Annotated in this window: 22 protein-coding genes, 1 pseudogene and 1 riboswitch; of the genes and pseudogenes, 16 read left to right on the top strand and 7 right to left on the bottom strand. The window is 61.8% G+C overall.

Features of this window, described 5'->3' with window-relative positions:
- Nucleotides 1–39: 39 nt before the first annotated feature.
- Nucleotides 40–1,257, bottom strand: a complete 1,218-nt coding sequence (locus AC2FMY_RS02150; protein ID WP_496806922.1) for a cytochrome b/b6 domain-containing protein — start codon at nucleotides 1,255–1,257, stop codon at nucleotides 40–42.
- Nucleotides 1,258–1,415: 158 nt separating this feature from the next.
- Between AC2FMY_RS02150 and fabD the strand changes: the two genes are divergently transcribed.
- The 16 genes and pseudogenes from fabD (at nucleotide 1,416) to AC2FMY_RS02070 (ending at nucleotide 19,926) form a co-directional block, all read left to right on the top strand.
- The gene (gene fabD, locus AC2FMY_RS02145; RefSeq protein ID WP_496744044.1) at nucleotides 1,416–2,354 is read left to right on the top strand and encodes an ACP S-malonyltransferase; all 939 of its coding nucleotides are present in this window, start codon (nucleotides 1,416–1,418) and stop codon (nucleotides 2,352–2,354) included.
- 57 nt (nucleotides 2,355–2,411) lie between these two features.
- Nucleotides 2,412–3,149 carry a 3-oxoacyl-[acyl-carrier-protein] reductase gene (gene fabG / locus AC2FMY_RS02140; RefSeq protein ID WP_496744046.1) on the top strand — a complete coding sequence of 246 codons (738 nt, stop codon included), beginning with the start codon at nucleotides 2,412–2,414 and terminating at the stop codon, nucleotides 3,147–3,149.
- Nucleotides 3,150–3,354: 205 nt separating this feature from the next.
- Nucleotides 3,355–3,588, top strand: a complete 234-nt coding sequence (locus tag AC2FMY_RS02135; protein ID WP_480748286.1) for an acyl carrier protein — start codon at nucleotides 3,355–3,357, stop codon at nucleotides 3,586–3,588.
- Between the two features lie 143 nt (nucleotides 3,589–3,731).
- Nucleotides 3,732–4,271 (top strand): GNAT family N-acetyltransferase, encoded by a 540-nt coding sequence (locus AC2FMY_RS02130; protein WP_496744048.1) that lies wholly within the window; start codon nucleotides 3,732–3,734, stop codon nucleotides 4,269–4,271.
- Between the two features lie 123 nt (nucleotides 4,272–4,394).
- Nucleotides 4,395–5,138 carry a 1-(5-phosphoribosyl)-5-[(5-phosphoribosylamino)methylideneamino]imidazole-4-carboxamide isomerase gene (locus AC2FMY_RS02125; RefSeq protein WP_480748288.1) on the top strand — a complete coding sequence of 248 codons (744 nt, stop codon included), beginning with the start codon at nucleotides 4,395–4,397 and terminating at the stop codon, nucleotides 5,136–5,138.
- A 336-nt stretch (nucleotides 5,139–5,474) separates the two neighbouring features.
- Nucleotides 5,475–6,740 (top strand): beta-ketoacyl-ACP synthase II, encoded by a 1,266-nt coding sequence (fabF, locus tag AC2FMY_RS02120; protein ID WP_480748289.1) that lies wholly within the window; start codon nucleotides 5,475–5,477, stop codon nucleotides 6,738–6,740.
- Complete coding sequence (gene mltG / locus AC2FMY_RS02115; protein ID WP_496744052.1) at nucleotides 6,741–7,901, top strand: endolytic transglycosylase MltG; 1,161 nt, start codon at nucleotides 6,741–6,743, stop codon at nucleotides 7,899–7,901.
- 316 nt (nucleotides 7,902–8,217) lie between these two features.
- Nucleotides 8,218–9,384: a beta-aspartyl-peptidase gene (gene iadA / locus AC2FMY_RS02110; RefSeq protein WP_496744054.1), complete on the top strand. Its 1,167-nt coding sequence runs from the start codon at nucleotides 8,218–8,220 to the stop codon at nucleotides 9,382–9,384.
- A 54-nt stretch (nucleotides 9,385–9,438) separates the two neighbouring features.
- Nucleotides 9,439–10,326, top strand: a complete 888-nt coding sequence (locus AC2FMY_RS02105) for a cyanophycinase (protein ID WP_496744056.1) — start codon at nucleotides 9,439–9,441, stop codon at nucleotides 10,324–10,326.
- Between the two features lie 23 nt (nucleotides 10,327–10,349).
- A complete protein-coding gene (gene cphA / locus AC2FMY_RS02100) occupies nucleotides 10,350–13,154 on the top strand; it encodes a cyanophycin synthetase (protein ID WP_496744058.1) in 2,805 nt (934 codons plus the stop codon).
- A gap of 9 nt (nucleotides 13,155–13,163) precedes the next feature.
- A complete protein-coding gene (locus AC2FMY_RS02095) occupies nucleotides 13,164–14,900 on the top strand; it encodes a Mur ligase family protein (protein ID WP_480748294.1) in 1,737 nt (578 codons plus the stop codon).
- A 42-nt stretch (nucleotides 14,901–14,942) separates the two neighbouring features.
- Nucleotides 14,943–15,135: riboswitch (cobalamin riboswitch) on the top strand.
- A gap of 150 nt (nucleotides 15,136–15,285) precedes the next feature.
- Nucleotides 15,286–16,296, top strand: coding sequence for an ABC transporter substrate-binding protein (locus tag AC2FMY_RS02090; RefSeq protein WP_496744060.1), 1,011 nt, complete (start codon nucleotides 15,286–15,288; stop codon nucleotides 16,294–16,296).
- Nucleotides 16,293–17,342 carry a FecCD family ABC transporter permease gene (locus AC2FMY_RS02085; protein ID WP_480748296.1) on the top strand — a complete coding sequence of 350 codons (1,050 nt, stop codon included), beginning with the start codon at nucleotides 16,293–16,295 and terminating at the stop codon, nucleotides 17,340–17,342. Before AC2FMY_RS02090 ends, AC2FMY_RS02085 begins: the two co-directional genes overlap by 4 nt.
- Nucleotides 17,339–17,849: pseudogene (locus AC2FMY_RS02080) on the top strand (ABC transporter ATP-binding protein); the annotation flags it as partial. The gene AC2FMY_RS02085 and the pseudogene AC2FMY_RS02080, both read left to right, overlap by 4 nt.
- 453 nt (nucleotides 17,850–18,302) lie before the next feature.
- On the top strand, nucleotides 18,303–18,647 hold the full coding sequence (locus tag AC2FMY_RS02075) for a hypothetical protein (RefSeq protein ID WP_480748297.1): 345 nt from the start codon (nucleotides 18,303–18,305) through the stop codon (nucleotides 18,645–18,647).
- Nucleotides 18,556–19,926, top strand: coding sequence for a DNA-packaging protein (locus tag AC2FMY_RS02070; RefSeq protein WP_496744061.1), 1,371 nt, complete (start codon nucleotides 18,556–18,558; stop codon nucleotides 19,924–19,926). Before AC2FMY_RS02075 ends, AC2FMY_RS02070 begins: the two co-directional genes overlap by 92 nt.
- Before the next feature lie 37 nt (nucleotides 19,927–19,963).
- Here AC2FMY_RS02070 and AC2FMY_RS02065 read toward each other — a convergent pair whose 3' ends face one another.
- The 6 genes from AC2FMY_RS02065 to AC2FMY_RS02040 all read right to left on the bottom strand — a co-directional run bounded on the left by AC2FMY_RS02065 (nucleotide 19,964) and on the right by AC2FMY_RS02040 (nucleotide 26,727).
- Entirely contained in the window at nucleotides 19,964–21,826 is a 1,863-nt protein-coding gene (locus AC2FMY_RS02065) for an adenylate/guanylate cyclase domain-containing protein (RefSeq protein WP_496806921.1), read from the bottom strand.
- Between the two features lie 168 nt (nucleotides 21,827–21,994).
- Nucleotides 21,995–23,629 (bottom strand): acyl-CoA synthetase, encoded by a 1,635-nt coding sequence (locus AC2FMY_RS02060; RefSeq protein WP_496806920.1) that lies wholly within the window; start codon nucleotides 23,627–23,629, stop codon nucleotides 21,995–21,997.
- Nucleotides 23,630–23,633: 4 nt separating this feature from the next.
- Entirely contained in the window at nucleotides 23,634–24,419 is a 786-nt protein-coding gene (locus AC2FMY_RS02055; protein ID WP_496806919.1) for an enoyl-CoA hydratase, read from the bottom strand.
- Nucleotides 24,406–24,906 carry an OsmC family protein gene (locus AC2FMY_RS02050; protein ID WP_496806918.1) on the bottom strand — a complete coding sequence of 167 codons (501 nt, stop codon included), beginning with the start codon at nucleotides 24,904–24,906 and terminating at the stop codon, nucleotides 24,406–24,408. The genes AC2FMY_RS02055 and AC2FMY_RS02050 overlap by 14 nt, the downstream gene beginning before the upstream one ends.
- Nucleotides 24,907–24,930: 24 nt before the next feature.
- Nucleotides 24,931–26,073, bottom strand: a complete 1,143-nt coding sequence (locus tag AC2FMY_RS02045; RefSeq protein WP_496806917.1) for a glycine cleavage T C-terminal barrel domain-containing protein — start codon at nucleotides 26,071–26,073, stop codon at nucleotides 24,931–24,933.
- Between the two features lie 147 nt (nucleotides 26,074–26,220).
- Nucleotides 26,221–26,727, bottom strand: a complete 507-nt coding sequence (locus tag AC2FMY_RS02040; RefSeq protein WP_496806916.1) for an Lrp/AsnC family transcriptional regulator — start codon at nucleotides 26,725–26,727, stop codon at nucleotides 26,221–26,223.
- Nucleotides 26,728–26,982 lie beyond the last annotated feature (255 nt).

The following is a 26,982-nucleotide window of genomic DNA, read 5'->3' as shown; positions in this document are numbered from 1 at the left end:
TCCGTTTTTTAGGTAACCAATCTTGGCTCAGCCGTGTTGTCACTGCGAACGGTGTGCGGTCAATTCAATGTCTACATCAACCTCGAATTTCAGGGACGCTTCATCTTTGATGTTCGAACCGACCCCGTACTGCATGCGGTCAAGCGCCAGTTTCCCGGACATGGTCGCCTGGTCGCCCTTTAGATCAAGTGTGAACGGCAATACTACGTCGTGAGTCTGGTCACGGATTGTCAGAGGTCCGCGCGCCTCATAGCCAGTCTCTGTCTTGAACAATTCGGCTTGGAATGTCGCGGTCGGGAAGTTGGCGGCGTCAAAGAAATCGGGGCCTTTTGCCTGGTCGGTAACCGAACCGATGGTCACGGACGCGATCGAGACCGTCACGTTGACGGTCCCCGCCGGGCCAGACTGCGCCGGATCTTCAAATGTGATGGATGCGTTCCAGTCGGCGAACCCGCCTTTGATGGCATTTCCCATCTGTGTGATCGTGAACCCGAGTGTCCCGCTTTCGACCTGCCAGTCCGATTGCACCTGGGCGAGGTTCGAGGCGGGCGTCGGTTCAGCGGCTTGACCACCACTCCAGACGCCATATCCCAGTGCGGTCGCCCAAAGGACTACAGCAGTAGCGGCAGGCAGCAGGCTGTGCGATTGTTGTGGCGGTTCGGGGGCGATGGGCCGACCGGGCAACATGCGCCGCAATGTGCCGTCCCGGTCGATCACGTGGTGCTTGAAAGCGCCAAGCACATGCAGCCCCACGGCAACAACCAGAACCCACTGAAATATCCAATGCAGCCGGTCAGTCAAGCTGGAAAGCCATTCGGATTTGGGCACAAATGGCAGGTTTTGCCCAAACGGCCAGACGATCGGAGCAAAACCCTCGGTGGCGGCGTGGTGCATCCAGCCGGTCAACGGGACCAGAACCAAAGCCCCATAAAGTACCCAATGCACGAGTTCCGCAACGTAAGCTTCGGGCTTGTTGTCCGCGTTCAGCAAGCCTGGCTTGGTTTGGGTCAAGGCCCAAAAGATTCGCGCGAGTGCCAGGAACAAGATTGATACGCCCAGCGTTTTGTGGATGGAAAACACGGTTACGGTACGGCTAATGTCCTCGATCGTGGTTTGAACGGACGGATCATAGATGTCCTTGGCCATTTCGCTTGCGACCCATCCCAAGGGAATGGCGGTCAGAATCATCAACGCGATCAACCAGTGGAAAGTTTTGGCAATACTTCCATATTGGCTCGACGAGTTGGTAAAAGGCACTGTGCGGCTCTCCTGCTAGTCTTGTGGAAAACCTATGTGACGCGTCTCGAGGTGCAACTGTTTAGAGCGCACAGGTTCCGTGTCTTTATGCAGAGCTTGTGCCGCGCGCCTGTGCAGTTTACACCGCGCGGCAACCCAACGTCAGGTAAGAGGTCGCAATGACAATCGCATTCGTTTTTCCGGGGCAGGGCGCCCAGACGATCGGAATGGGCAAGGCGCTGGCTGATGCCTATCCGGCTGCAAGGGCCGTCTTTGATGAAGTGGACGAGGCTTTGGGAGAAAAGCTGAGCACGCTGATCTGGGAAGGCGATATTGACGAACTGACACTGACGCAGAATGCACAGCCCGCGCTGATGGCCACATCGATGGCAGCCATGCGCGCGTTGGAGGCCGAAGGAGTCCCGGTATCAAAAGCGTCCTTTGTCGCCGGTCATTCGTTGGGTGAATACTCGGCGCTGGCCGCGGCAGAAGCCTTGAGCTTATCCGATACGGCGCGCCTTCTGCGTACGCGCGGGCTGGCGATGCAAAGTGCCGTGCCGGTAGGCCAAGGAGCGATGGCGGCCATTCTTGGGCTGGATCTGGATGCGGTGCGCGAGGTTGCCGATGAGGCCGCCCAGGGCGAGGTCTGTCAAGCGGCAAACGACAATGACCCGACACAGGTCGTGGTGTCCGGCGCCAAGGCGGCCGTTGAACGCGCCGCCGAGATTGCCAAGGAAATGGGCGCGAAGCGCGCGATCATGCTGCCTGTCAGCGCCCCGTTCCATTGCGCCTTGATGCAGCCTGCGGCGGATGTGATGGCCCAAGCCCTGGCCGATGTGGAAATCAAGGCGCCCACCGTCCCGCTGGTGTCCAATGTGCGGGCCGAGGCTGTGACTGATCCCGACCTGATCCGCCAGCTCTTGGTCGCACAGGTCACAGGATCTGTGCGTTGGCGGGAAAGCGTACAATACATGGCGGCGAATGGTGTTACCGTACTATGGGAAATCGGGGCGGGCAAAGCCCTGTCGGGGATGATCCGCAAAATCGACCGGGTACTTACGACCAATGCAGTCGGAACACCCGATGACGTGAACAAAATCACAGCGGGCGACACCTGACAGTTTTAGGAACATAAGCTGTATGAAAAAGACATGCAGTCTAATAAGGGGATGATCATGTTTGATTTGACGGGCAAAAACGCTCTGATCACAGGTGCTTCGGGCGGTATCGGTGGGGAAATCGCCCGCGCATTGCACAACGCGGGCGCAACAGTGGCGCTATCAGGTACTCGCGTCGAGCCCTTGCAAGCCTTGGCTGACGAACTTGGCGAACGCGCCCATGTTCTGCCTTGCAATCTCGGAGATCCCGACGCCGTGGTTGCGTTGCCGAAACAGGCAGCCGAGATCATGGGGTCGGTCGACATACTCGTCAACAACGCCGGAATAACCAAGGACAACCTTTTTATGAGAATGTCGGATGCTGAATGGGACAGCGTCATTGATGTCAATCTTAACGCGACCATGCGTTTGTGCCGAGGTGTTCTTCGCGGCATGATGAAGGCGCGCTGGGGCCGGATCATCAACATTTCGTCGATTGTCGGGTCCATCGGGAATCCCGGGCAGGCCAACTATGCTGCGTCCAAGGCCGGTATGGTCGGGCTTGCCAAGGCGATTGCCCATGAGGTTGCATCACGGGGAATCACCGTGAACACCGTTGCCCCCGGGTTCATTACCACCGCGATGACGGAAAAACTGACAGAAGACCAGAAAGCAGGCCTGTTACAGCAGGTTCCGATGGGCAGAATGGGCGAGGCGGGAGAAATCGCTGCGGCAGTTCTATACTTGGCCAGCCCCGAAGCGGCTTATGTAACAGGAAGCACCTTGCATGTGAACGGCGGTATGGCCATGTTGTAGGCGCAGGCGGTGGCAGGCGGAAAGCGTTTGCCTCCTGCGTTGTCTGTGCTATAGGCGGCGCGTATCTGTTAGGGCTGATCCGATGGTCGGTCCTCGAATCCCCGGGGTTTCCGGGACCCAAACCGCCCGGAACGGGCATATCAAAGCCGCCCGATCGGGCAAGGGCAGAACCGGGCAAAGCGCCCTGAAGGAATGAGGAATAGACATGAGCGACGTCGCAGATCGCGTAAAAAAGATCGTTGTTGAACACCTGGGTGTTGAAGAGGACAAAGTCATCGAGAACGCGTCGTTCATTGACGATCTGGGTGCAGACAGCCTTGACACCGTGGAACTGGTGATGGCTTTCGAAGAGGAATTCGGTATCGAAATCCCGGATGATGCGGCCGAAACCATCCAGACTTTCGGCGACGCCGTAAAATTCATCACCGAAGCTTCCTAAGCTTTTCGAGTGACCCCAAAAAAACGGCGCTTCCGTGCAACGGAGGCGCCGTTTTTTGTTGACCGATGCAGATTCCGTCTTGCGCAACGCCTGCACCGCCAGCAATTTTCGTTCCTGAGGCAAAAAAACAGAACGGGCAGGACATGAAACGATCCATCCCGATGATAAATACGGCACGTTTGACGCTGTGTGCGATGCGACCTGAGGATTTTCAGCGGTTTGCGGAAATCTGGAGCGATCCCACGGTCGTCCGCTTTATCGGTGGCGAGGTGCGAACGCGCGGCGAATCCTGGGATGCGTTTCTGCGCAATGCTGGTCACTGGCAGATGACTGGTTTCGGACAATGGGCGGTTGTTTCGCAAGCATCCCGCAGGATGATCGGGCAGACAGGCTTTTTCTACAGCAATCGTTGCCTTGGCGAAGATTTCGACCGGTTCCCCGAAGCAGGTTGGGTCTTGTCCCAAGAAGCTCAAGGCCAGGGGTTGGGATACGAGGCCGCGCAGGCCGCTCATGACTGGTTTGACAGGGTGATCCCCGGCCCGCTGGTTGCATTGGTGGACGTCGCCAACGAAGTATCCCGCAACTTGGTAGAAAAACTGGGTTACAAGCCGCTGCGCGAAACCGAGTATCGCGGAACGCTGGTGAATCTGTTTCGCCGCAATGGGCCACCAGCCGTGATGTGAAACGCATTTTTCGCCCGTGCGCCGCAAATGGCGCAAACGATGCCGATCCTGTGAGATGACTGCGATTCTCTCTGCGATATGCTATGCTCGATTTCCACGACGACTGAGCAGAGGAACAGGCTCATGATCATTTATCCCACGATGGAACTGCAAAAAGGGCGCTGCGTGACGCTCGAAAAGGGGCGGCTGGATTCGGCGATGCTGTGGCATGTCGATCCGGTCGAGACCGCGCGCAGCTGGGCTCAGGCCGGTGCGGAATGGATTCACGTGACCGATTTCGATGCGATTGAAGGCAGTCACGAGAATGCCGAACTGATCGAAGAGATCATTCGCGCGGTCGGCGTTCCGGTTCAGCTGGGCGGTGGCATGCGGACCCGCGAGAATGTTGACCATTGGATCGACAAAGGCGTGGGGCGCGTTGTTCTTGGTACGTTTGCGGCGCGCGATCCACACACGGTCAAGGATCTGGCAATCCGCCATCCCGACCAGATCGTTCTGGCGGTCGATGTGTGGCAGGGCTATGTGATGACCGAAGGGTGGCGCAGTCAGAGTGTCTGGACGCCGGAAGCCTTTATCCAAGCGTTCACTGATACGCCGTTTGCAGCGATCCTGGTGACCGATATCAATAGCGACATGGTCGACGTCGAGGCGCAGCTGGGCCTGATTTCCGGTCTGGCGTCCGAGGCAAAGACGCCCGTCATCGCCAGCGGCGTCGTACGTTCGGTCGACGATATCTCGCGTCTTGCGTATATTCACAATATCGCAGGCGCGATGGTCGGTAGAGCGTTGTTCCGCAAAACACTGGATCTGTCCGAAGCGCTGGCTGTCGCCCAGTCTGCGCATGAACCGGTCGCTGATTTCCAATAAGAAACTTCTGCGCCATCCCGAAATTGCTGCCACGCAGCATGCCGGGTTGGCGTTCCTTTGGCATTGAGCGAAATTCGGTCGTCATTTGGAAGACGACCTGTCGGATTGGTGTTGATGAGGCGGGTCCTCAGATCGAACCTGTTTTGAGGTGAGCACGTCTTGTTCCGTTCAGCGAAGTCGCTTGCTCTGGTGCGTGTTGCGGCAAGTTCATCAGAGCTCTGCGATTGCCAAGTGGCTGAAAAACGCTGATTGTAAAGGAATGCTCGCTCTTGCCCCCATCCCCTTGGCCGGGGTATGAGCGGTTTTCAAACAGGAAGCAGGCAAGAGGCATAGTCTATGCGCAGAGTCGTTGTAACCGGTCTTGGTTTGGTCACACCTTTGGCCAGCGGGGTCGAGGAATCCTGGTCGCGGCTGCTGGCCGGAGAGTCAGGTGCCGGCCCGATCACCTTATTCGACGCCGAGGCAAGCGGAGTCGCCACGACCTATGCCTGCGAAGTACCTCGCGGTGATGGCACGAACGGAACATTCAATCCCGACGATTGGATGCCACCCAAGGAACAGCGCAAGATCCAGGACTTTATCCTGTATTCGATCGCTGCAGCCGAAATGGCGTGCAAGGACGCCGACTGGCTGCCCGAGGATGAGGATGCTCGCCTGCGTACCGGTGTCATGATCGGGTCGGGCATCGGTGGGCTCGGATCGATTGCGGAAACCGCCAACCTGATCAAGGACCGCGGCCCACGCCGTGTGTCGCCGTTCTTTATCCCCGGTGCGCTGATCAATCTAGCGTCGGGTCAGGTGTCGATCCGCTTTGGATTCAAGGGACCGAACCATTCGGTCGTGACGGCGTGCTCGACCGGTGCTCATGCCATCGGAGACGCCAGCCGGCTGATCCGTCTTGGCGATGCGGATGTGATGGTTGCGGGCGGCGGCGAAGGCTGCATCTGCGAAATCGGAATCGCGGGTTTCAACGCGTGCAAGGCGCTGTCGACCAAGTATGCGGACAACCCCAAAGCTGCCAGCCGTCCTTATGACGTTGATCGCGACGGGTTTGTCATGGGCGAGGGCGCGGGCGTTGTGGTGCTGGAGGAATATGAGCACGCAAAGGCACGCGGCGCCAAGATTTATGCCGAGGTGCTTGGTTACGGCATGTCTGGCGACGCTTATCACATCACGGCGCCTAGCGAAGACGGTGATGGTGCCGAACGTTCGATGCGCGCCGCGTTGAAGAGCGCCGGGCTGGAGCCTTCGGCCATCGACTATATCAATGCGCATGGCACTTCGACCATGGCGGACACGATCGAACTTGGAGCGGTGGAGCGTCTGCTGGGGGATCACGCGGCAAAGGCGACCATGTCGTCGACCAAATCGGCCACTGGGCATTTGCTGGGCGCGGCAGGGGCGATCGAGGCGATTTTCTCGATCCTCGCGATCCGCGATCAGGTTGCCCCGCCGACGATCAACCTGGAAAACCCGGCCGTCGAAACACCGCTTGATCTGGCGCCGAACGCCAAGCGCGAGCGCAAGATCGATGTTGCCCTGTCGAACTCGTTCGGGTTCGGTGGCACAAATGCGAGTGTGATCTTCGGAAAGGCCAACTAAATGTGGCGGGGTCTGGCTTCGAACATGCTGACTGTTCTGGCGGTGGGCATGTTCCTGGCCGCTGGGGTCGTGCTGTGGGGCAAGTCGCAGTATACCGCTGAAGGACCTTTGGATACGGCCATCTGCCTGCGGGTTGCCAGTGGGTCGAACATGACCCGTGTGAGCCGTGATCTGGAGCAGCAGGGCGCGGTGACCAGTGGCACAATCTTCCGCTTGGGGTCAGATTATTCCGATAAATCTCAACACCTTAAGGCGGGAAGTTTTCTGATCCGCGAAGGTGCGTCGATGGAACAGATTGTCGAGGAGATCACGCGCAGCGGGGCCAGCACATGCGGGACCGAAATCGTGTATCGGATTGGCGTGACGCGGACCCAGACCGAGGTGCGGGAACTGGACCCGGCCACGCTGGAGTTTGTCGAGATTGCCGAATTCGATCCTGCTGATGGTCAAGTGCCTGAAGAATATACAGAAAAACGCGCCGAGAGGGATACCCGCTATCGCATTGCGATGGCCGAGGGCGTGACGTCGTGGCAGGTTGTCGAGGCCCTCAAGGCGATGGACGTGCTGGACGGCGAGGTCGGGGAACTGCCGGCCGAAGGGATGTTGGCACCGGACAGTTATGAGGTGACGCCTGGGACGAACCGCGCCGAAGTTCTTGCTAAAATGGTGGAAAAACAGCAACTTAGGGTGAACGCGGTTTGGGAGGCCCGGCAAGATGGGTTGCCTATCGAGACGCCGGAAGAAATGCTGATCCTTGCTTCGATCATCGAAAAGGAAACCGGCGTTCCAGAAGAGCGGGGGCAGGTGGCGAGTGTGTTCGTCAACCGCCTGGAACAAGGCATGAAACTGCAGACGGACCCGACCGTGATCTATGGGATCACCAAGGGTCAGGGCAGCCTGGGGCGCGGGTTGCGACAAAGCGAGCTTCGCCGCGTAACACCTTGGAATACCTATCTTATAGATGGCCTTCCACCGACGCCTATTGCCAATCCGGGGTTGGCAAGTCTTGAGGCCGCAGTGGCGCCGGAGAAGACGGATTACGTGTTCTTCGTGGCTGACGGAACGGGGGGTCATGCCTTTGCCGAAACGCTGCAGGAGCACAACCGCAACGTCGCCAAATGGCGCGAGATCGAGGCTCAGCGGAAGAGCGAGGGCGACTGACCCGCTTGTCCGACTTGTCCGAAATGTACAGGTTTTCGGGGGCGTGTTGTGCGAAATGTACAAGTCCCAGGCAGTCTGATGGATCGATTTCGACGGGGCAGCGTCTTTGCCCGTCTGCGTTGCGTCGCGCCACTGGAGACCGGCGGAGCCGGATCCGGGTGATGCAACCTTGCCAATGCGGTCGGTTGCATCAGGACTTATCAAAATCTGATCATCAATGGGCGGGTCACTTTGCTTTAACGTTTCCCAAAGCCCAATCGAACTGTCAGAGGTGACGCAGTGTTTTTGCTGCCACCTTCATCAAGGAACCTGACCTGTGCTGACCGTCATCAAGAACGCCCTGATCCACAGTCCCGAGCCGGTTGGCATCGGCAACATCGTCATCGCCGGAGAGCGCATCGTCTATCTGGGAGCGGGTCTGCCCGACATACCGGAAGCTTTGACGGCCGAGGTGATGGATGCCGAGGGCGCGCCGGTTGTGCCGGGGCTGATCGATGCGCATGCGCATATCACCGGGGGTGGCGGCGAAACCGGGCCGGCCAGCCGGGTGCCGCCGATGATGCTGTCGGCCTTTACCCGCGCCGGGGTGACTTCGGTTGTCGGGGTTCTGGGTACGGATGACCTGACGCGGAATACTCAGACGCTGGTGCAGCAGGCCTATGGGTTGCGCGAAGAAGGGCTTTCGGCCTGGTGTCATACCGGGGGGTATCATGTGCCGCTGACCACGCTGACCGGGTCGGCGCGGGGCGATATCGTGTTTCTTGATCCGGTGATCGGGGTGGGGGAGCTGGCGATCAGCGATCACCGCTCGAGTCAGCCGACGCTGGACGAGGTGCTGCGCATCGCCAGCGAGGCGCATGTGGCCGGGCTGATGACCGGCAAGGCGGGGATCGTGCATTGCCACATGGGCGATGGGGAGCGGGGGCTGTCGATGCTGGAACAGGCGATTGCCACGTCCGAAATCCCTGCGCGGGTGTTCAACCCGACCCATGTCAACCGCAATAAACCGCTGTTCGAGCAGGCCGTGGCGCTGGCCCGGCATGGCTGTTACATCGATGCCACCGCCTTTCCCGATGATCATGTCGAGCCCGGAATTTCGGCTGCGGAGGCTTTTGTGCGGTTTCGCGACGCGGGCGGTCGGATGGAGCGGTTCACCATCAGCTCGGATGGCGGCGGATGCCTGCCTGCCTTTGACCGCGAAGGGAACCTGACCCGTTTTGGCATCGGCCTGTCGGATACCTTGCCGGAAACGCTGGCCGCGCTGGTGGGAATGGGGGTGCCGCTGGCCGAGGCGCTGGCGCCGTTCACCTCGAATGTCGCCGATTTGCTGAAACTGCGCCGCAAGGGACGGTTGGGCGTGCATATGGACGCTGATCTGGTGGTTCTTGACGAAAACCTTGGGGTGCGGCATGTGATGGCACGGGGGGAATGGCATGTCCGCAACGGCCAGATAGCCCGGCGCGGCATGTATGAACAGGTATAAGCGTCCGCGCGGCTCTGGCGGCTGCCCGCTTCAGGACTGGAAGGTTTTTTCGACATGTGCCCAGCACCCGTTGCTGCAGACACCCCGCGCGGGTTCATCATCCCCATCGGTGGCGGCGAAGACCGCGTGAAGGAAATGCAGATCCACCGCAGGTTCGTGGAGATGTCGGGTGGACCGAAGGCGGATATCGTGGTGATCCCCACCGCCTCGATGCTGGAAGAGACGGGGCCGGATTACAACCGCATCTTTTCCGAGCTTGGCGCGGGCAAGGTCGAGTTCCTGCCGATCTCGCGCCGGGCCGATTGCGACAACCCGGATTTTGCCGGGATGCTGGACCGGGCGACCGGGATTTTCATGACCGGCGGCAACCAGTTGCGGCTGTCGGCGATTCTGGGCGGCACGCTGGTGGCGCAGAAGATCCGGCGGCGGAATGCGGCGGGGGTGCCTGTTGCGGGCACCTCGGCGGGGGCATCCATCATGTCGGAACACATGGTCGCCGGAGGCAGTAGCAACGCGGCCCCCGCGCAGGGCAATATCACGCTGGCGCCGGGAATGGGGCTGACCAACGCCGTCATCATCGATCAGCATTTCACCCAGCGCAACCGGCTGGGGCGGTTGCTAACCGCCTCATCCTTCAACCCTTTTCTGATCGGGTTGGGTATCGACGAGGACACGGCGGCCTTCATCGGACCCGACAACGTGCTGGAAGTGGTGGGCAGCGGATCGGTCACGGTGGTCGATGCCAGCCATCTCAGCCATTCGTCAATGTGGGATGCGCGCGCCGGAGAGGCGCTGAGCCTGCTTGGACTTCGGCTTGACGTTCTGGGCGAAGGGTGCCGTTATGACCTGACGGCTCGTCAGGCGTTTCCGCCGGATGAGCATCTGGCGTTCTGCACCCTGCCGGAAGTGTCCGGGGAAAAGGCCGCCGCCGGGGGGGAATAAAAATCTGATAAACGGGGAGCCTCATGAAAATCGTCTCGACCAATGTCTTTGTGGGCCCGAATGTCTGGGCGAGTTTTCCGGTCATTCGGCATGTCATTGATCTGGGAATATTGGAAGAGTGGCCATCGGCCCGTATCGGGCCTGCGTTTATCGACGCCCTGATTGCGGCGCTGCCCGGCCTGGCCGAGCACGGCTGTTCCTATCGCGAACCCGGCGGGTTCATCCGCCGCCTGCGCGAGGATGAGGGCACCTGGCTGGGCCATGTGCTGGAGCATTGCGCCATCGAGGTGCAGAACGTGGCGGGCTCGGACGTGACTTTTGGCCGGACCCGCGGCACCGGTCAGCCGGGCCAGTACAACATGGTCTATGAATACCGCCAGCGCGACGTGGGGCTGGCCGCCGGAAAGCTGGCGATGCGGTTGTTGATGCATCTGCTGCCGCAGGAGCTGAAAGAGCAGCTGGAGTACGATTTCGATCCCGAGTTCGATTGGGACGACGAGTTGCGCAGCTTTGTCCTGCGGGCGCAGCGCAAGGAATTCGGCCCCTCGACCGGATCATTGGTCAGGGCGGCGGAGGAGCGCGACATTCCCTGGATCCGCCTGAACGAAGGCTCGCTGGTGCAGTTCGGGCATGGCAAGTTCCAGAAACGCATTCAGGCCACCATCACCTCGGAAACCAAGCATATCGCGGTGGAGATTTCCTGTGACAAGGAAGACACCCACAACCTGCTGAACGATCTGGGCCTGCCGGTGCCGCAACAGCGCATGGTCTATTCCGCGCGCGAGGCGGCCAAGGCGGCGGCGCGGATCGGGTTTCCGGTGGTGGTCAAGCCGCTGGATGCCAATCACGGGCGCGGCGTGTCGATCAACCTGAATTCGGAATCCGAGGTCGAGACCGCCTTTGCCGAGGCCAAGGAGCATTCACGCAGCCGCGCCATTCTGGTCGAAAGCTTCATTACCGGGTTCGATCACCGGATGCTGGTGGTCAACAACAAGCTGGTTGCGGTGGCCAAGCGGGTGCCGGGCCATGTGGTGGGCGACGGCAAGCACACGATTGCCGAGCTGGTCAACATCGTGAACCTGGACCCGCGCCGGGGCATCGGGCACGAGAAGGTGCTGACCATGCTGGAGATCGACACTCAGGCCAGGCGCCTGATGGAGAATGCGGGCGTGACCGAAGAAACGGTGCTGCCCGAGGGCGAGATTTTCTATCTGCGCTCGACGGCGAACCTGTCGACCGGCGGCACCGCCATCGACCTGACGGATGTGGTGCATCCCGACAATCGCGACATGGCCGAGCGCGCGATCATGGCGGTGGGGCTGGATGTGGGCGGCGTCGATTTCCTGATCGACGATATCACCAAATCCTACAAGAAGATCGGCGGCGCGATCGTCGAGGTGAACGCGGCGCCCGGTTTCCGCATGCACGTGGCCCCGTCCGAGGGCCAGCCGCGCGACGTTGCGGGACGGGTGATCGACATGCTGTTCCCGGCCAGCCAGCAGACCCGCATCCCGATTGCCGCGATCACCGGAACCAACGGCAAGACCACGACGTCGCGGATGCTGGCCCATATCATGAAGGCCAGCGGCAAGATTGTCGGGATGACTTCGACGGACGGCGTTTATGTGGATGGCAAGCTGAGCGTCAAGGGTGACATGACGGGGCCGAAATCGGCGCAGATCGTGCTGCGCGATCCGATGGTGGATTTCGCGGTGATGGAGACCGCGCGCGGCGGGCTTGTCCGGTCGGGTTTGGGCTATCAGCGCTCGAACGTGGCGGCGTGTCTCAACGTTTCGGCCGACCATCTGGGGCTGGGCGGCATCGACACGGTCGAGCAGTTGGCGGTGGTCAAGCGCGTGGTGGTGGAAAGCGCCACCGACACGGCGGTGCTGAACGCCGATGACATCAACTGTCTGAAAATGGCCGATTATGCGCCGGCCAAGACCATTTTTTACGTGACGACCAATCCGGGCCACAGCCTGGTGAAGGAGCATATTCAGGCGGGCGGCAAGGCCATCGTGCTGGAACAGGGCATGAATGGCGACATGTTGACCATCTATGACAACGGGCTGCATATCCCGATCCTGTGGTCGCATCTGATTCCGGCAGCACTTGAGGGCAAGGCGATCTTCAACGTGCAGAACGCCATGTTCGCGGCAGCCATGGCTTATAGTTTCGGGGTCGATCTGGACAATATCCGGCACGGGTTGCGCACCTTCGACACCAGCTATTTCCAGGCACCGGGGCGGATGAACGTGTTTGACGAGCATCCCTTCAAGGTGATCCTGGACTATGCGCACAACCCGGCGGCGCTGGCGGCGATGAGCGCGATGTCCGACCGGATGGATGTCAAGGGCAGGCGGCTGTGCGTCGTCTCGATGCCCGGTGACCGGCGCGATCAGGACGTGGCGGATGCGGCGAAGGCGCTGGCGGGGCATTTCGATCATTTCATCTGCAAGGCCGATGACAACCGCCGCGGGCGCGGCCATGACGAAATCCCGCAGATGCTGAAATCGGGCCTGATGTCGGGCGGAGTTGCCGAGGAGGCGATCAGCGTCATTCCCGACGAGGTCGAGGCGATCAACGCGGCGCTGGACATGGCGGCACCAGGCGACGTGCTGGTGATCTTTGGTGATGACACGGCGCGGTGCTGGAAGCAGATCATCTATTTCAATTCGGATGAGGATGCCGAGTCTGCCGAGGCGAGTGCGGCGGCGCCTGCACCCGTTCCCGGCGCGTTCGAGGAGCTGTTTGACAGCGATCAGGCGCTGATCCGGGATGAACGCGGCGTGCGGCTGCCGCGGGATGTTGGTGAGGACTCCGACTGAGGGGGCGACATGGACAGGATAGAGGCGCTTGAAACCGCGCTGACCATCACCTGCGCGCAAAGCGATCTGTTTCGTGTGGACGACGCGCGCCGGCTGACCGGGCCGGGCCTGATGTGGGACAGTCCGGGGGCGGTTGTCGATGTGTTTTTCGACGGTGATCTGGCGCAGCGTGTCACCGGCTTGTGGCAGGTGCATGCGCGCCGCGTGCTGGATGCGCTGGGCTGGCAGGATGAGGCGCTGGCGTGGCGGGCGTTCACCGGCGGCGTGAACCTGGCGATTTCCGCGCCGATGGATCAGCTGTATTCGGCGGTATTTGCGGCCCAGACCGCCTGGCATTTCTGTGCGGCGGAGTTGACGGGGGCGGCCTCGGGAAATTTCGAGGCGATGGTTGCCGACCTCAGGGGCGTCATGGAGCGTGAGGCCAACCCGGCCCTGATCGCGCTGATCAAGGCGGCGGAGAAGCACGGCGTCGATATCCTGTGCGACGATGACGAGATCTCGCTGGGTCACGGCGCGGGCAGCCGGACATGGGCCTGGGATGCGTTGCCCTCGCCCGACGCGGTGGATTGGGGCGCGTTGCACAACATTCCCGTCGCTTTCATCACCGGCACCAACGGCAAGACCACGACGACCCGTCTGCTGGAGGCGATTGCCCGTGCGTCGGGCCGGGTGGCGGGGCTGACCTCGACCGAGTTCGTGCGGGTGGGGGACGATATCCTGGACCGGGGCGACTATTCCGGGCCGGGCGGTGCACGGATGCTGTTGCGGGACCGTCGGCTTGAGATCGCCTGTCTTGAGGTGGCGCGCGGTGGCATCCTGCGCCGGGGGCTGCCGACCCGCGCGGCCTCGGCCGCGGTGGTGACGAATGTGGCCAACGATCATCTGGGCCAGTACGGCGTCAACACGGTGCCGGAACTGGCGCAGGCGAAGTTTGCCGTGCGCCGCGCCCTGAAGAAGGGCGGTGTTCTGGTCCTGAACGCGGATGATCCCTTTGTGCGGGACGAGGCGGAAACCACGCCGGGTGTGATCTGGTGGTTCTCGCTGGACCCGGAAAACGATCTGATCCGCCGCGCCCGCGAGCGGGGAGAGTGCTGTTCGTTCCTGCGTGGAGAAGAGATCGTGTTCTTCGATGGGCAGGCCGAGCAGGTCATTCAATCGGTTCGCGATGTGCCGCTGACCATGGGGGGTGCGGCGCGCTATAACATCCTGAACGCGATGGCGGCGCTGTGCCTTGCGCGTGCGATGGAGATCCCGGTTGAGGCCATTCGCGCCGGGCTGGCCGGGTTCAGGCCCGATGCCCGTGACAATCCGGGCCGGTGCAACGAGTTCGCCTTTAACGGCGCGCGGGTGTTTGTCGATTTTGCCCACAATCCACATTCGATTGCGGCCGTGTGCGAGGCGCTGGGCGGGCTGTCGGCAAAGCGGCGCTTCATCGTGCTGAGCCATGCGGGCGATCGGTCGGACCAGGATATCCGGGAGGTCACCAGAACGGCGCTGGGGTTTCAACCGGATGTGGTGGTCGCCGCCGAGTTGGAAGGGTATCTGCGGGGGCGTGAGCTGGGCGAGATTCCGGCGCTGATCCGGCAGACCGCCACGGAATGCGGGCTGCGGGAGGATCAGGTTCTGCGCGCGGCCTCGCCGGTCGAGGCCAGCAGGATGATCCTGGATCGGGTCGAGCCCGGTGATCTGGCGCTGTTGCTGGTTCTGTCAGAGCGCGATGCGGTGCTGAACCTTTTGCAGAGCTAGCCCGGGCGCGCGCAGAATTTTCTTGCCGCACCGTAAGGATTGCACTAAGCGCGCGGTACCGGTCCCGAAAGGGCTAAGAGGGAATCCGAGGTGCCGCGCGGCATCAACCGGAACTGCCCCCGCAACTGTAGGCGGCGAGCGCTGTCCGTTCGTGTCACTGGGCCTTTCAGGTCTGGGAAGACAGGACAGGCGACGACCCGTCAGTCAGGAGACCTGCCGGTAAAAACCGAAACACACCGGACGGGGTTGTCCGGGGAGGTTGCCAAAGGATCCTGCCGGGGGGCCGTGCGCCGCCCTGCACCGACAGAAGACGAAATGCGACTGTCGCTTTGGTCAATGCCCTTTCACCCGTTCTCCGGTCATTGACATATGGAGATCGATCATCATGGTTTTGCGTACCGGCCTTGTGGGCCTTTCCCTGTCTCTGTCGGCGGCAAGTGTGGCCGCCAGCGAAAGTTTTCCGCTGACCATCGAAAACTGCGGCCATTCGGTGACGTTCGAGGCGCCAGTGGCGTCGGCGGTCACGGTCGGTCAGGCCGCGACCGAGGTGCTTTATGCGCTGGGGCTGGGCGAGCAGGTTCTGGGAACCTCGGTCTGGTTCAACGAGGTTCTGCCTGAATTTGCCGAGGTGAACGCCAAGGTGGAGCGTCTGGCCGACAACGACCCCAGCTTTGAAAGCGTGGTTGCCAGGCGGCCCGGTCTGGTGGCGGCGCAATATGAATGGCATGTCGGCCCCGAAGGCATCGTTGCCACGCGCGAACAGTTTCACGAACTGGGCATTCCGACCTATGTGATGCCCGCCGATTGCGTCGGCAAGGACAACTCGGTCGGCAGTGACGGGACGCGGATCGAGATGTTCTCGACCGATACGCTGTATCAGGGGATCGAGGAACTGGCCGCTGTCTTTGGGGCGTCCGAGAAGGGTGCGGAACTGGTGGCGGACTACAGGGCGCGCGAGGCCGCAGCCATTGCCAGGGCGAAGGCGGTGGAACTTGACGACGTGTCCGCCGTGTTCTGGTTCTCGTCCCCGGAGATGGAAAGCGATCCGTTCGTGGCCGGGCAGAAAGGCGCGCCGGGATATATGATGAACGCGCTGGGCATCCGCAACGTCATCGAAACGGATGAGGAATGGCCGACGGTGGGCTGGGAAACCATTGCCAAGGCCAATCCGACCGTCATCGTGATCGCCAAGATGGACCGTCGCCGCTTTGCCGCCGATGACTATGAGAAAAAGCTGGAGTTTCTGCGCAACGACCCGGTGGCCAGCCGGATGGATGCGGTCAGGAACGACCGCATCGTCATCATGGACGCACAGGCCATGGACGCCACCATACGCGCAATTCCGGCGCTGGAGGATCTGGCCGAGGAGTTGAGCAGCGGCGGTAACAGCCAGTGAGCGAGATCGCCGCAATCGCCCGGCACGTACTGGGGGCCGTGTGCCTTGCCGTGCCGGTGCTGGTTGCGGCGGTTCTGGCGGGCGCGATGATCGGGGAAACCGCGCTTGCGCCCGAGCTTGTGTTTTCAGTGCTGGCCAACAAGCTGGCCGGGGCGGGTCTGGCCGTCGATCCGATCGATCAGGGGATCGTGTGGAGTTACCGGCTGCCACGGGCGCTGGTCGCCGCGGCCTGCGGCGCGGGACTGGCCGTGGCGGGTGTGGTGCTGCAGGCGCTGCTGCGCAACGCGCTGGCCGATCCGTATATTCTGGGCATCTCTGCCGGGGCCTCGACCGGGGCGGTGGCGGTGACCATCGCCGGATTGGGCGGCGGCGCGTTGTCCCTGTCCTTTGGCGCGTTCAACGGTGCGCTGCTGGCTTTTGGGTTCGTTGCCATCCTGGCCCGTGCGGCGGGTGCGGGTGGCGGACGGGCGGCAACGGCGCAGATCGTTCTGGCGGGGATTGCGGGATCGCAGCTGTTCAACGCGATGACGGCCTTCATCATCGCCAAATCCGCCAATGCCGATCAGGCGCGCGGAATCATGTTCTGGCTGATGGGCAACCTGAGCGGGGTGCGCTGGCCGGATGTGTATCTTGCGATACCTGTGGCTTTTGCCGGCTGGCTGATCTGCCGTTTTCACGCCCGCGCGCTGGATGCCTTTACCTTTGGTTCGGATTCCGCGGCGTCGCTGGGCATACCCGTCCGGCGGGTGCAGGCGGTGCTGATCCTTGCCACCGCGCTGACGACGGCGGTCATGGTATCGATCGTGGGGTCCATCGGCTTTGTCGGGCTGGTGATCCCGCATGCCGCGCGATTTCTGGTGGGGCCGGGGCATCGCCGCCTGATCCCGACCGCCGCCCTGATCGGTGCCGTGTTCCTGATTGGAGCGGATATCGTGTCGCGCATCATCATCCCCGGTCAGGTCCTGCCCATCGGGGTGGTGACTGCGTTGATAGGTGCGCCAGCCTTTGCCGTCATTCTGGTGCGCGGACAAAGGAGCGCGCGATGAGGATCGAGGCCCGAGACCTGAGTTACGCCGTGCGCGGCAAGCGCCTGTTGTCAGGTGTGTCCTTTGACGTGGACCCCGGTGAGACGCTGGCGCTGGTCGGTCCCAACGGGTCGGGCAAGTCGACCCTGATGCGCCTGCTGGCGGGATTGGTGCGCCCGAGTTCGGGGCAGGTCGAACTGGCCGGTGATCCCCTGTCGGCGCTTGGGCGGCGGCAGATCGCCCGGCGTGTCGCCATTGTCGAGCAACAGGCCGACACGACAGAGCGGGTGAGTGCGCGGTCGGTGGTGGAGCTGGGCCGCACGCCGTGGTTGTCGGCCCTGCGGCCTTGGCAGGCGGAAGACACGTGGCAGGTCGACAAGGCGCTGCGGACCGTGGACATGGCCGGGATGGCGCACAGGGAGTGGGCAACCCTGTCGGGTGGAGAGCGCCAGCGGCTGCATATTGCCCGCGCGCTGGCGCAGCAGCCGGGGCTGCTGCTGCTGGATGAACCGACCAACCATCTGGACATTCACCACCAGCTGTCGATCCTGAGCTGTGTCCGCGCGCTTAAAGTGACAACGGTGATGGCGCTGCACGATCTGAACCAGGCGATGACCTGTGACAGGGTGGCGGTACTGTCCGGGGGGCGGCTGGTCGCCTTTGGCGCGCCTGCCGAGGCGTTGTCCCTGGAGACGGTTTCCGAGGTGTTCGGGGTGCGGGCGAGATGGAGCCACAATGGCGAGGGGACGGAGAGGTTCCTGTCCTATCATTTGCCGTGACCGGGGCTGCCGTTAGTGTTTCCTTAACCCGCGCCGTACGCAACCCGTTGCAGCTGTTGCGAAAATTCTTGACTCTGCGACCTTTCTCTCGTATAGGTTGTGTCATGCTAGAAGAAGTGGGCGGCGGCCTCCGGATCTGATCCGGTGGCCGTTTTTCGTTTCTCTCGTGCGGAACAACTCACGCATGAGGTCAGACGCACATATGACGATGATTACCCCGGAAGAGAGGATCGCCCGGACGGCTGATTTGTTGCAGTCGCTCGAAACGTCCATTCGCGGTCTGCGGCAAGCGGCGGAAGACCTGCGCAAGCAGATCGTCACCGGGGAGGAAGCAGATCTTGCTGGCACAGCCAAGCAGCTTGGTCAGGTCGACGGCCTGATCCGGAACTGTCAGAAAGTGGAGACGAGTTTTGTCGAACACCATCACAGACAACAAGGAATTGCCCAGGGGGGCTATGCGCTCGACCTTGAGCAGGCCCGATCTGAGATCGGGTGCAGGCTGGCTCGCCTCCGCCGATGCTGCGGTGCGGGAGAGGTTTCTGAGTGAGATCGGGGAGGGAGGGCTGTGTGCCCTCCCTTTCCTGTTCGAGTTCTGGGCGATGCCGCATCAGTTGCCGCCCGAGGGGGATTGGCGCACATGGGTCATCATGGGCGGGCGCGGCGCGGGCAAGACGCGGGCCGGGGCCGAGTGGGTTCGCTCGATGGTCGAGGGGGCCAAGCCGCTGGACAAGGGCGTGGCGCGGCGTGTGGCGCTGGTGGGCGAGACCCGGGATCAGGTGCGCGAAGTGATGATTTTCGGCGATAGCGGGATCTTGCAGTGTTCACCGCCGGATCGTCGGCCCGCTTGGAAAGCGTCGGAGCGCAAGCTGGTCTGGCCCAACGGGGCCGAGGCGCAGGTGTTTTCGGCGCATGATCCGGACAGTTTGCGGGGGCCGCAGTTCGATGCCGCCTGGGTGGACGAGCTGGCCAAGTGGCCGAAGCCGAGCGAGACCTGGGACATGTTGCAATTTGCGTTGCGGCTGGGGGATCTGCCCCAGGCCTGTGTGACCACGACGCCGCGGAACGTGAAGGTTTTGAAGGATTTGCTGGCGGCACCGTCCACGGTGGTGACCCATGCGCCGACCGAGGCGAACCGGGCCAACCTGGCAGCGTCGTTTCTGGAAGAAGTGCGGGCGCGCTATGCGGGGACGCGGCTGGGGCGGCAGGAGCTGGACGGGGTGCTGCTGGCCGATGCCGAGGGCGCGCTGTGGACCGGATCGATGCTGGAGGCGGCGCGGGCGGCGCGTGTGCCGGATCTGGATCGGATTGTTGTGGCGCTGGACCCGGCGGTGAGTGGCGGGGTGGATGCAGATGCCTGCGGGATCGTGGTGGTTGGGGCGCAAGTGCAAGGCCCGCCCGAGGACTGGCGGGCCTTTGTGCTGGCTGACCGGACGGTGCAGGGCGTTGGTCCGGCGGGCTGGGCGCGGGCGGCGATAGCCGCGATGGACGAGTTCGGGGCCGAGAGGCTGGTGGCAGAGGTCAATCAGGGCGGGCAGCTGGTGGAAGAGGTCGTGCGGCAGGTCGACCCGCTGGTGCCGTTCCGGGCGGTGCGGGCGTCACGCGGGAAGGTGGCGCGGGCGGAGCCGGTGGCGGCGCTCTACGAGCAGGGGCGGGTGTCCCATGTGGCCGGGCTGGACGCGCTGGAGGAGCAGATGTGCCAGTTGACCACGCGCGGGTTTGAAGGGCAGGGTTCGCCCGACCGGGTTGATGCGCTGGTCTGGGCATTGCACGAGTTGCTGGTGGCACCTGCGGCGCAGTATCGGCGCCCCCGGCTGCGGGTCTTGTGAGGGGAAGGGGTAGGAGTTCTGTGGAGGCGCATTGGCGCTAGTCGGGAACACCTGCCTTGCGCAGCCCGTCGATGTAGAAGTCCATCGCCGGTTCCACGAACGGGAGGTGGCCACGAACCGATTTGGCGATCGAGAAATTTGGTGCAATCCGCATCAGCTCGTCCACGGTGTTCGCGGCGTCGTCCGGCAGGTCCATCTGGGCGTAGGTCGGCGCCAGATACATGTAACAGGGACGATACCGGGGCGTGCGGATAACGCAGGTTCTCAGTTCGACCATCGCCTCTTCGTACCGCTTGCTGAAATAGTAGGCCCGACCGAGATACATGTTGTCCCGGGCGGGATAGAACGGATCCAGCCGGATCGCCGTTTGCATAAGGTCAATGGCTTCTTCCGGCCGGTTGGCGAATGTCAGAACGTCGGCCAGGGCTGCGTAGTGAAAGGATCGGTTGGGATTGAGGTCAATCGCCTTTTGCAGCGACAGGATGGCCTCGTTGTGCTTGTTCTGACGCAGGAATACGCGACCGAGCAATTCGTAGGATTGCGACGATCGCGGGTCCAGCTCTACCGCCTTGCGCGCCAGGTCATAGGCCTTGTCGAGCGCTTCGGGTCCTTCCCATTGAAGAATATACGCGCTGTTGTAGGTGTCGCCGAGAACGGCATAGGCGGGTGCATAGTTCGGGTCCAGCGCGATGGCTTTTTCCGCCAGTTCGCGCGCTTCGAGCTTGGCTTCCTTGCCGGGGGTGTCCCAGAGCGCGCGGGCGCGCAGCACGTAGTCGTAGGCGGTCAGGTCGCTTGGCCGCTTTTGGCGCGTCCGGTCGAGGTCTGCCTTGCGCATGTTGACCAGAAGGCTGCCCGCGATTTCGCGGGTGAGGTCGTCCTGAACGTCGAATATACCGGAGACGGGTTCATCATATTGTTTTGCCCAGACATGCGTATCCCTGGAGGCATCTATGAGCTGAGCCGTGATCCGGATCTTGTCGTCGATGCGGCGGATCGACCCTTCGAGAACGTAGCGGACACCAAGATCGGCGGCTATGTCGCGGATATTCGCAGGGCGCGTCTTGTAGGCAGATGTCGAATTGCGGGAGATGACGAACAGGTCTTTCGACTGGGCAAGGTTGCTGGTCAGGTCTTCGGTGAAGCCCTCGGCAAAGTATTCCTGTTCTGCGTCACCTGATAGATTTGCAAAGGGCAGGATGGCGATTGATGGTTTATCGGGGAGTGCCAGCGGTGGTCGGTTTTCGCTGCCCGCCTGGGGGGCGGACTGATTGAAGGTCCACCACCCGGCCATCCCGAAAACAAGAAGAAGGACAATTGCTGCAATTGCCATTGTGCGGCTTGGTTGGAGCCTTTTGGGGGGATTGCCTGTGGCGTCGCCCTTTTGGGGATCGGTAAGAACCCTGTACGCCCGGATCGGTCTTTCGATATTCTTGACCTGAAGCTCGCCCATCGACACATAGCCGACCTTGACGGCAGAGCGCATGTGGTCGTAGGCGGTGCCGGAGATGCAGATGCCGCCCGGTTCGGCCAGCTGTTCCAGTCTGGCCGCCACGTTCACGCCGTCGCCGTAGATATCGTCGCCATCGACGATGATGTCTCCCAGGTTGATCCCGACGCGATAGGCGATCCGTCGATCGGGTACGGTGCCCTGCTCGCGCTGGGGCATGGTGCGCTGGATTTCGACGGCGCATTGGACGGCATCGACAACCGACGGAAACTCGACCAGCAATCCATCGCCCATTTCCTTGACGATGCGCCCTCGGAATTTGTCGATGGCAGGGTCGATGAGGTTTGAACGATGAGCTTTCTGGCGTTCAAGTGTGCCGATTTCATCGGCTTCCATAAGCCGCGAATAGCCGACCATATCGGCAGCCAGGATAGCGCTCAGGCGGCGTTCCATCGGCTGGACCTCCTCAGTCAAAGACTAGCAAGTTTTCTTTTTCAGACAATGAAAAGTGGTGGTCTTGCGCTTTCGGCGGTCTGGTGCGAGCGAAGGCCGGGATACGTGTTCGGTCGTTCTGGTTGAGGCCGCCGGGCATCCCGGTGTCGGGGATGCCCGGTGGTGTTTTCAGGCGGTAAACATGCGCGCCTGTTCGCGAAGGGTGAATTTCTGGATTTTCCCGGTCGATGTTCTGGGCAGGTCCTGAAAAACGATCCGTTTCGGTGCCTTGAACCCGGCCAGGCTTTGCCGGCAGAAGCCGATCAGCGCTGTTTCTTCGACCGCTGCGTTCGTCTTCAGTTCGACAAAGGCGCAGGGCACTTCGCCCCATTTTTCGTGCGGCATGGCGACGACGGCGGCAACTGCGACGTCGGGGTGACGATAAAGCGCCTCTTCGACTTCGATCGACGAGATGTTCTCGCCGCCCGAGATGATGATATCCTTTGATCTGTCCTTGAGCTGGATATAGCCATCGGGATGCATCACACCCAGATCGCCCGAATGGAACCAGCCACCGGCAAAGGCCTCTTGCGTCGCTTCGGGGTTGCGGAAATAGCCCTTCATCACGACGTTGCCGCGAAACATGACTTCTCCCATGGTCCGGCCATCGCGCGGAACGGGCTGCATGGTGTCGGGATCGACAACGTCGAGCCCTTCGAGCGGCAGGTAGCGCACGCCCTGGCGGGCCTTGAGTGCGGCCTGCTGCGCCGGAGGCAGGGCGGACCAGTCGTGATGCCAGTCGTTGACCACGGCGGGTCCGTAGGTTTCGGTCAGCCCGTAGAGATGGGTGACGTCGAAACCGGCCTCTTTCATGTCTGCCAGAACCGATTCCGGCGGTGGCGCGGCGGCGGTGAAGAACTGCACGGGCCGGTCGAGATCGCGTTTGACGTCGTCCGGGGCTGAAATCAGAAGCGACATCACGATGGGCGCGCCGCACAGGTGGGTGACGCCTTCGTCGGCGAGGGCATTCCAGATCGGTTCGGCCCGGACCTGCCGCAGGCAGACATGGGTGCCGATGATCGCTGACATCGTCCAGGGAAAGCACCAGCCGTTGCAGTGGAACATCGGCAAGGTCCACAGATAGACCGCGTGTTTTGCCATTGATGAGGTCAGCGCGTTGCCTTGCGCCAGCAGATATGCGCCCCGGTGATGCGAGACAACGCCCTTGGGATTGCCTGTGGTGCCGGAGGTGTAGTTGATCGAGATTGCATCCCATTCGTCCTCGGGCATCAGCCATGCGAAATCCGGGTTGCCGCGGGTCAGGAACACCTCGTAATCGGCAACCTCGAATTCGGTCCGCGGGCCGTCATATTCCGGGTCGTCATATTGGATCAGCGTCGGCTTTACCGCGGCAAGCGCAAGCGCCTCCTGCATCAGCGGCATCAGTTCCCGGTCCACGATCACCAGCTTTGACATCGCGTGGTCAAGCTGGAAGGCGATGATGGCGGCGTCCAGCCTTGTGTTGATCGAATGCAAAACCGCCCCGCACATCGGCACACCGTAATGGCATTCCAGCATCGCTGGCGTGTTGAACAGCAGCGCCGACACCGTATCGCCGCGCCCGATCCCGTTCTTGGCCAGGGCAGAGGCCAGCTGGCGCGACCGTGCATAGAACTCGGCATAGCAGCGGCGCAGGGGGCCGTGCACGATCGCCGTATGATCGGGAAAGACGGTTGCGGCGCGTTCCAGAAAGCTGAGCGGTGTCAGGGGCTGGTAATTCGCCGGGTTGCGGTCCAGGCCGGAGTTATAGGGGTTTTTGTCCATCGGTTCAGGCGTCCTGCCATTGGGGCTTGCGTTTCTCGATGAAGGCACCGATGCCTTCCTCGGCGTCACGGGCGAGCATATTGTCGACCATCACCTGCGTGGCATAGTCGTATGCCTTTGCCAGGGGCAGTTCGCGCTGGGCATGGAAGGCCCGTTTGCCGGTGGCCAGCGTCATGCTGGATTTCGAGGCGATCTTGGCGGCCATCTCTGTCGTGGCATCCCGCAGCGCCTCGGGGGGTACCACGCGGTTGATCAGCCCGAATTCGACCGCCCGGGCGGCGGATATCATGTCGCCGGTCAACAGCATTTCCATCGCGTGCTTGCCGGCAACATTGCGCGACAGCGCGACCATCGGTGTTGAACAGAACAGCCCGATATGTACACCCGGCGTGCTGAATTGCGCGGTATCCGCTGCGATGGCCAGATCGCAGCTGGCGACAAGCTGACACCCGGCCGCCGTGGCGATACCCGCGACCTCGGCAATCACGGGCTTGGGGCAGTTCACGATCGCCTGCATGGTGGCCGAGCACATCGTCATGATTTTGGTGAAATACGCCCGGCCCCGATCCGGGTTCGCGCGTCCGGCGGTCATTTCCCTGAGGTCATGACCGGCGCAGAAGGCGGGCCCGTTCGCGGCGAGGACAATCACCCGAACTTCCGGGTTGGTTCCCGCCTCGGCAAAGGCGGTGCCAAGGGCGAGCAGCATTGCCTCGGACAAAGGATTGCGCCGCGCGCCATCGTCCAGCGTCAGGCGCAGGATGCCCCGGTTGTCCAGATCACGCAGCAACATCGTTCTCTCCGTCACGGAAGTGGATGACATTCGGGGCATGCAGGATGTTCACCTCGACACTGTCGGCCAGCGTGTTGGCGATGAAGCAGTAGCGATGGGCGCGGTCCTGCATCTGTTCCATGTCCGCGTCGCCGACCTGAAAGCCGGTGTCGAACCGCACCACCGGATGCAGGTCGATGCGTGTCACCGACATCTGGCCGCGCGCGTTCTTGCCCAGTTGCGCAACGGCGTGATCGTGATAGCTGGCCACCGGCCAGCCTGCCTTGGCGGCCAACGCGAGAAAGGTCATCATGTGGCAGCTTGACAGGGCCGAGGCCAGCGCCTGTTCAGGGTTGGTGTTGGCGGGATCGCCGCCCCAATCCGGGGCGGCGTCCACCTGGACGTCATACTGGTTATTGTATTGCACCACATGTTCTGCGGAATAAGCCCCCGGCTTGAACTCGGGTGTCGTGCGGTGCCAGTGCAGCTGGATCGAAAGGTCCGACATTTTTTGAACTCCCGGGCCTGTCCGTTACGCGGCGGCGAGTGATTTCTTGGGGTCGTAGAACGGGATATCCACGATGATGGCGCGGGTCGGCCCCGAGGTCGCGATCACCTCGACCTCTGTGCCAATCACCGCGGCATCGACGGACACCATCGCCAGGGCGATGTTCTGCTTGAGGCGCGGTGAGTAGACGGCCGAGGTCACCTTGCCGATGCTTTCGCCCACCGCGTTGATCGCCCAGAAGGTCGTGTTCGGCCCTTTCAGCGGCGCGCCGTCGATGACCAGCCCCACCTGTTTGCGGCTGACACCCGTTTCCTTGAAGCGGCGCAGCGCGGCCTTGCCGATGAATTCGGCCTCGATGTCGAGGTTCACAAGGCGGTCGAAGCCCAGCTCGAACGGGTTGGTGTGGATGTCGGCATCGGCGTGATAGGACAGCATGCCGCCCTCGATCCGGCGGATGGACGAGGTGTGCCCGGGTTTGAGACCAAAGGGCATGCCTGCCGCCATGATCCGCTCCCACAGGGCATCGCCAAAGGTGCTGTCGCGCAGGTAAAGCTCGTAGCCCAGTTCGCTGGACCAGCCGGTGCGCGATACGATCAACGGAATACCGTCGAGTTCGACTTCGCGCAGCCAATAGTATTTCAGGTCCATGATGGTGTCGCCAAAGAGCGTGCGCATGATCTCGCCCGATTTCGGGCCCTGCAGCTGCAGCGGCGACACGTCGGGTTCGCAAATCGTGACGTCCAGGCCGGAATGCACCGCCACGCCCTGCGCCCATAGCAGGATGTCGCTGTCAGCGAGCGAAATCCAGAAGTGGTTTTCCGCAAGGCGCAGCAGGATCGGGTCGTTCAGGATGCCGCCGTCGGCGTTGGTGATCAGCACGTATTTGCACTGGCCCACGGCCATTTTCGACAGATCGCGCGGGGTCAGCATCTGCACGAAGCGCGCGGCATCAGGACCGGTGATTTCGACCTGACGTTCGACCGCCACGTCACAGAGGATCGCGTCGTTGACGAGGTTCCAGAAGTTCTGTTCCGGGTCGCCGAAATCGCGCGGGATATACATGTGGTTGTAAACCGAGAACCCCTTTGCGCCCCAGCGAACGGTTGCGTCGAAATAGGGGGATTTCCGGATCTGCGTGCCGAAACCGAAATCGTCTGATTGCGTCATGTCTTTCACCCTTTTTCACCACCGGCCAATCTGCGGTGGATGACTTGAACTGGGCGAGTGATTAGCGTGGGATGGCGCGCGGTTGCGGTCTGAAAACGAGGCCCGGAAAGGCCAAACAGGCTTTTTATCCGGCGTGGGAAAGACCGTTCAGTCTGTGACCTTTGGCCGGGCGATGCCGGCCGCCAGTTCCGCAAGATTCGGCTGTGCGGATTTGACCTTGCGCGTGACGATATAGGTCATGTACCGACCGACGCCCAGCTCTTCGGCAAGCAGGGTTTCCATCAGGTCCTGAAAGCGGGCGAGCGACGGGGTGACGATTTTGAGCACATAATCCATGCCGCCGCCGGTCGCGACGCATTCCGTGACCTCGTCGAGCTTCTTGATGCATTCCTCAAACCGGTTGAAATCGGCCTTGCGGTGCTGCGTCAGCGAGACGGTCACGATGACCTGGGTGTAGTCGACGATGCGCTCAAGCGCGATATCGGCGTGGTACCCCCGGACATACCCGGCCGCCTTCAGCTTGGTCAAACGGTCCCAGCACGGTGTCGGGGACAGGTTCACGAGCTCGGCCAGCTTGGTTTTGCTTAGCTGGCCATGGCTCTGAATTGCGCTGAGAATGCGAATGTCGGTCGCATCCAGGCCAAGCTTTTTCATTCGTTCGGAACCCTCTTTGGATCGTGCCGCAATATTTATCACCAATTTCGCGGGTGCAACTTATTCCTTTTGGAAGTTTCATTTTCCGGATGGTTCTGCCGGTCCTGGTCCTCTGGTTGCCATCGGCTCGAACGCCGACAACACGTGTGTGTTCAAGGCATCGTTGATGACAGGGTAGTTCTGCATCCGGTCGCGCAGGCGCGATTACAGCAGGTCGCCTATGCGCACTTTGATTTGTGCGGATCAAATCGGGAC

This window comes from Ruegeria sp. YKSE079 (genome assembly GCF_059612845.1).
Note: the sequence above shows the minus strand (reverse complement) of the source record. Positions and strands in the feature narration are given on the sequence as shown.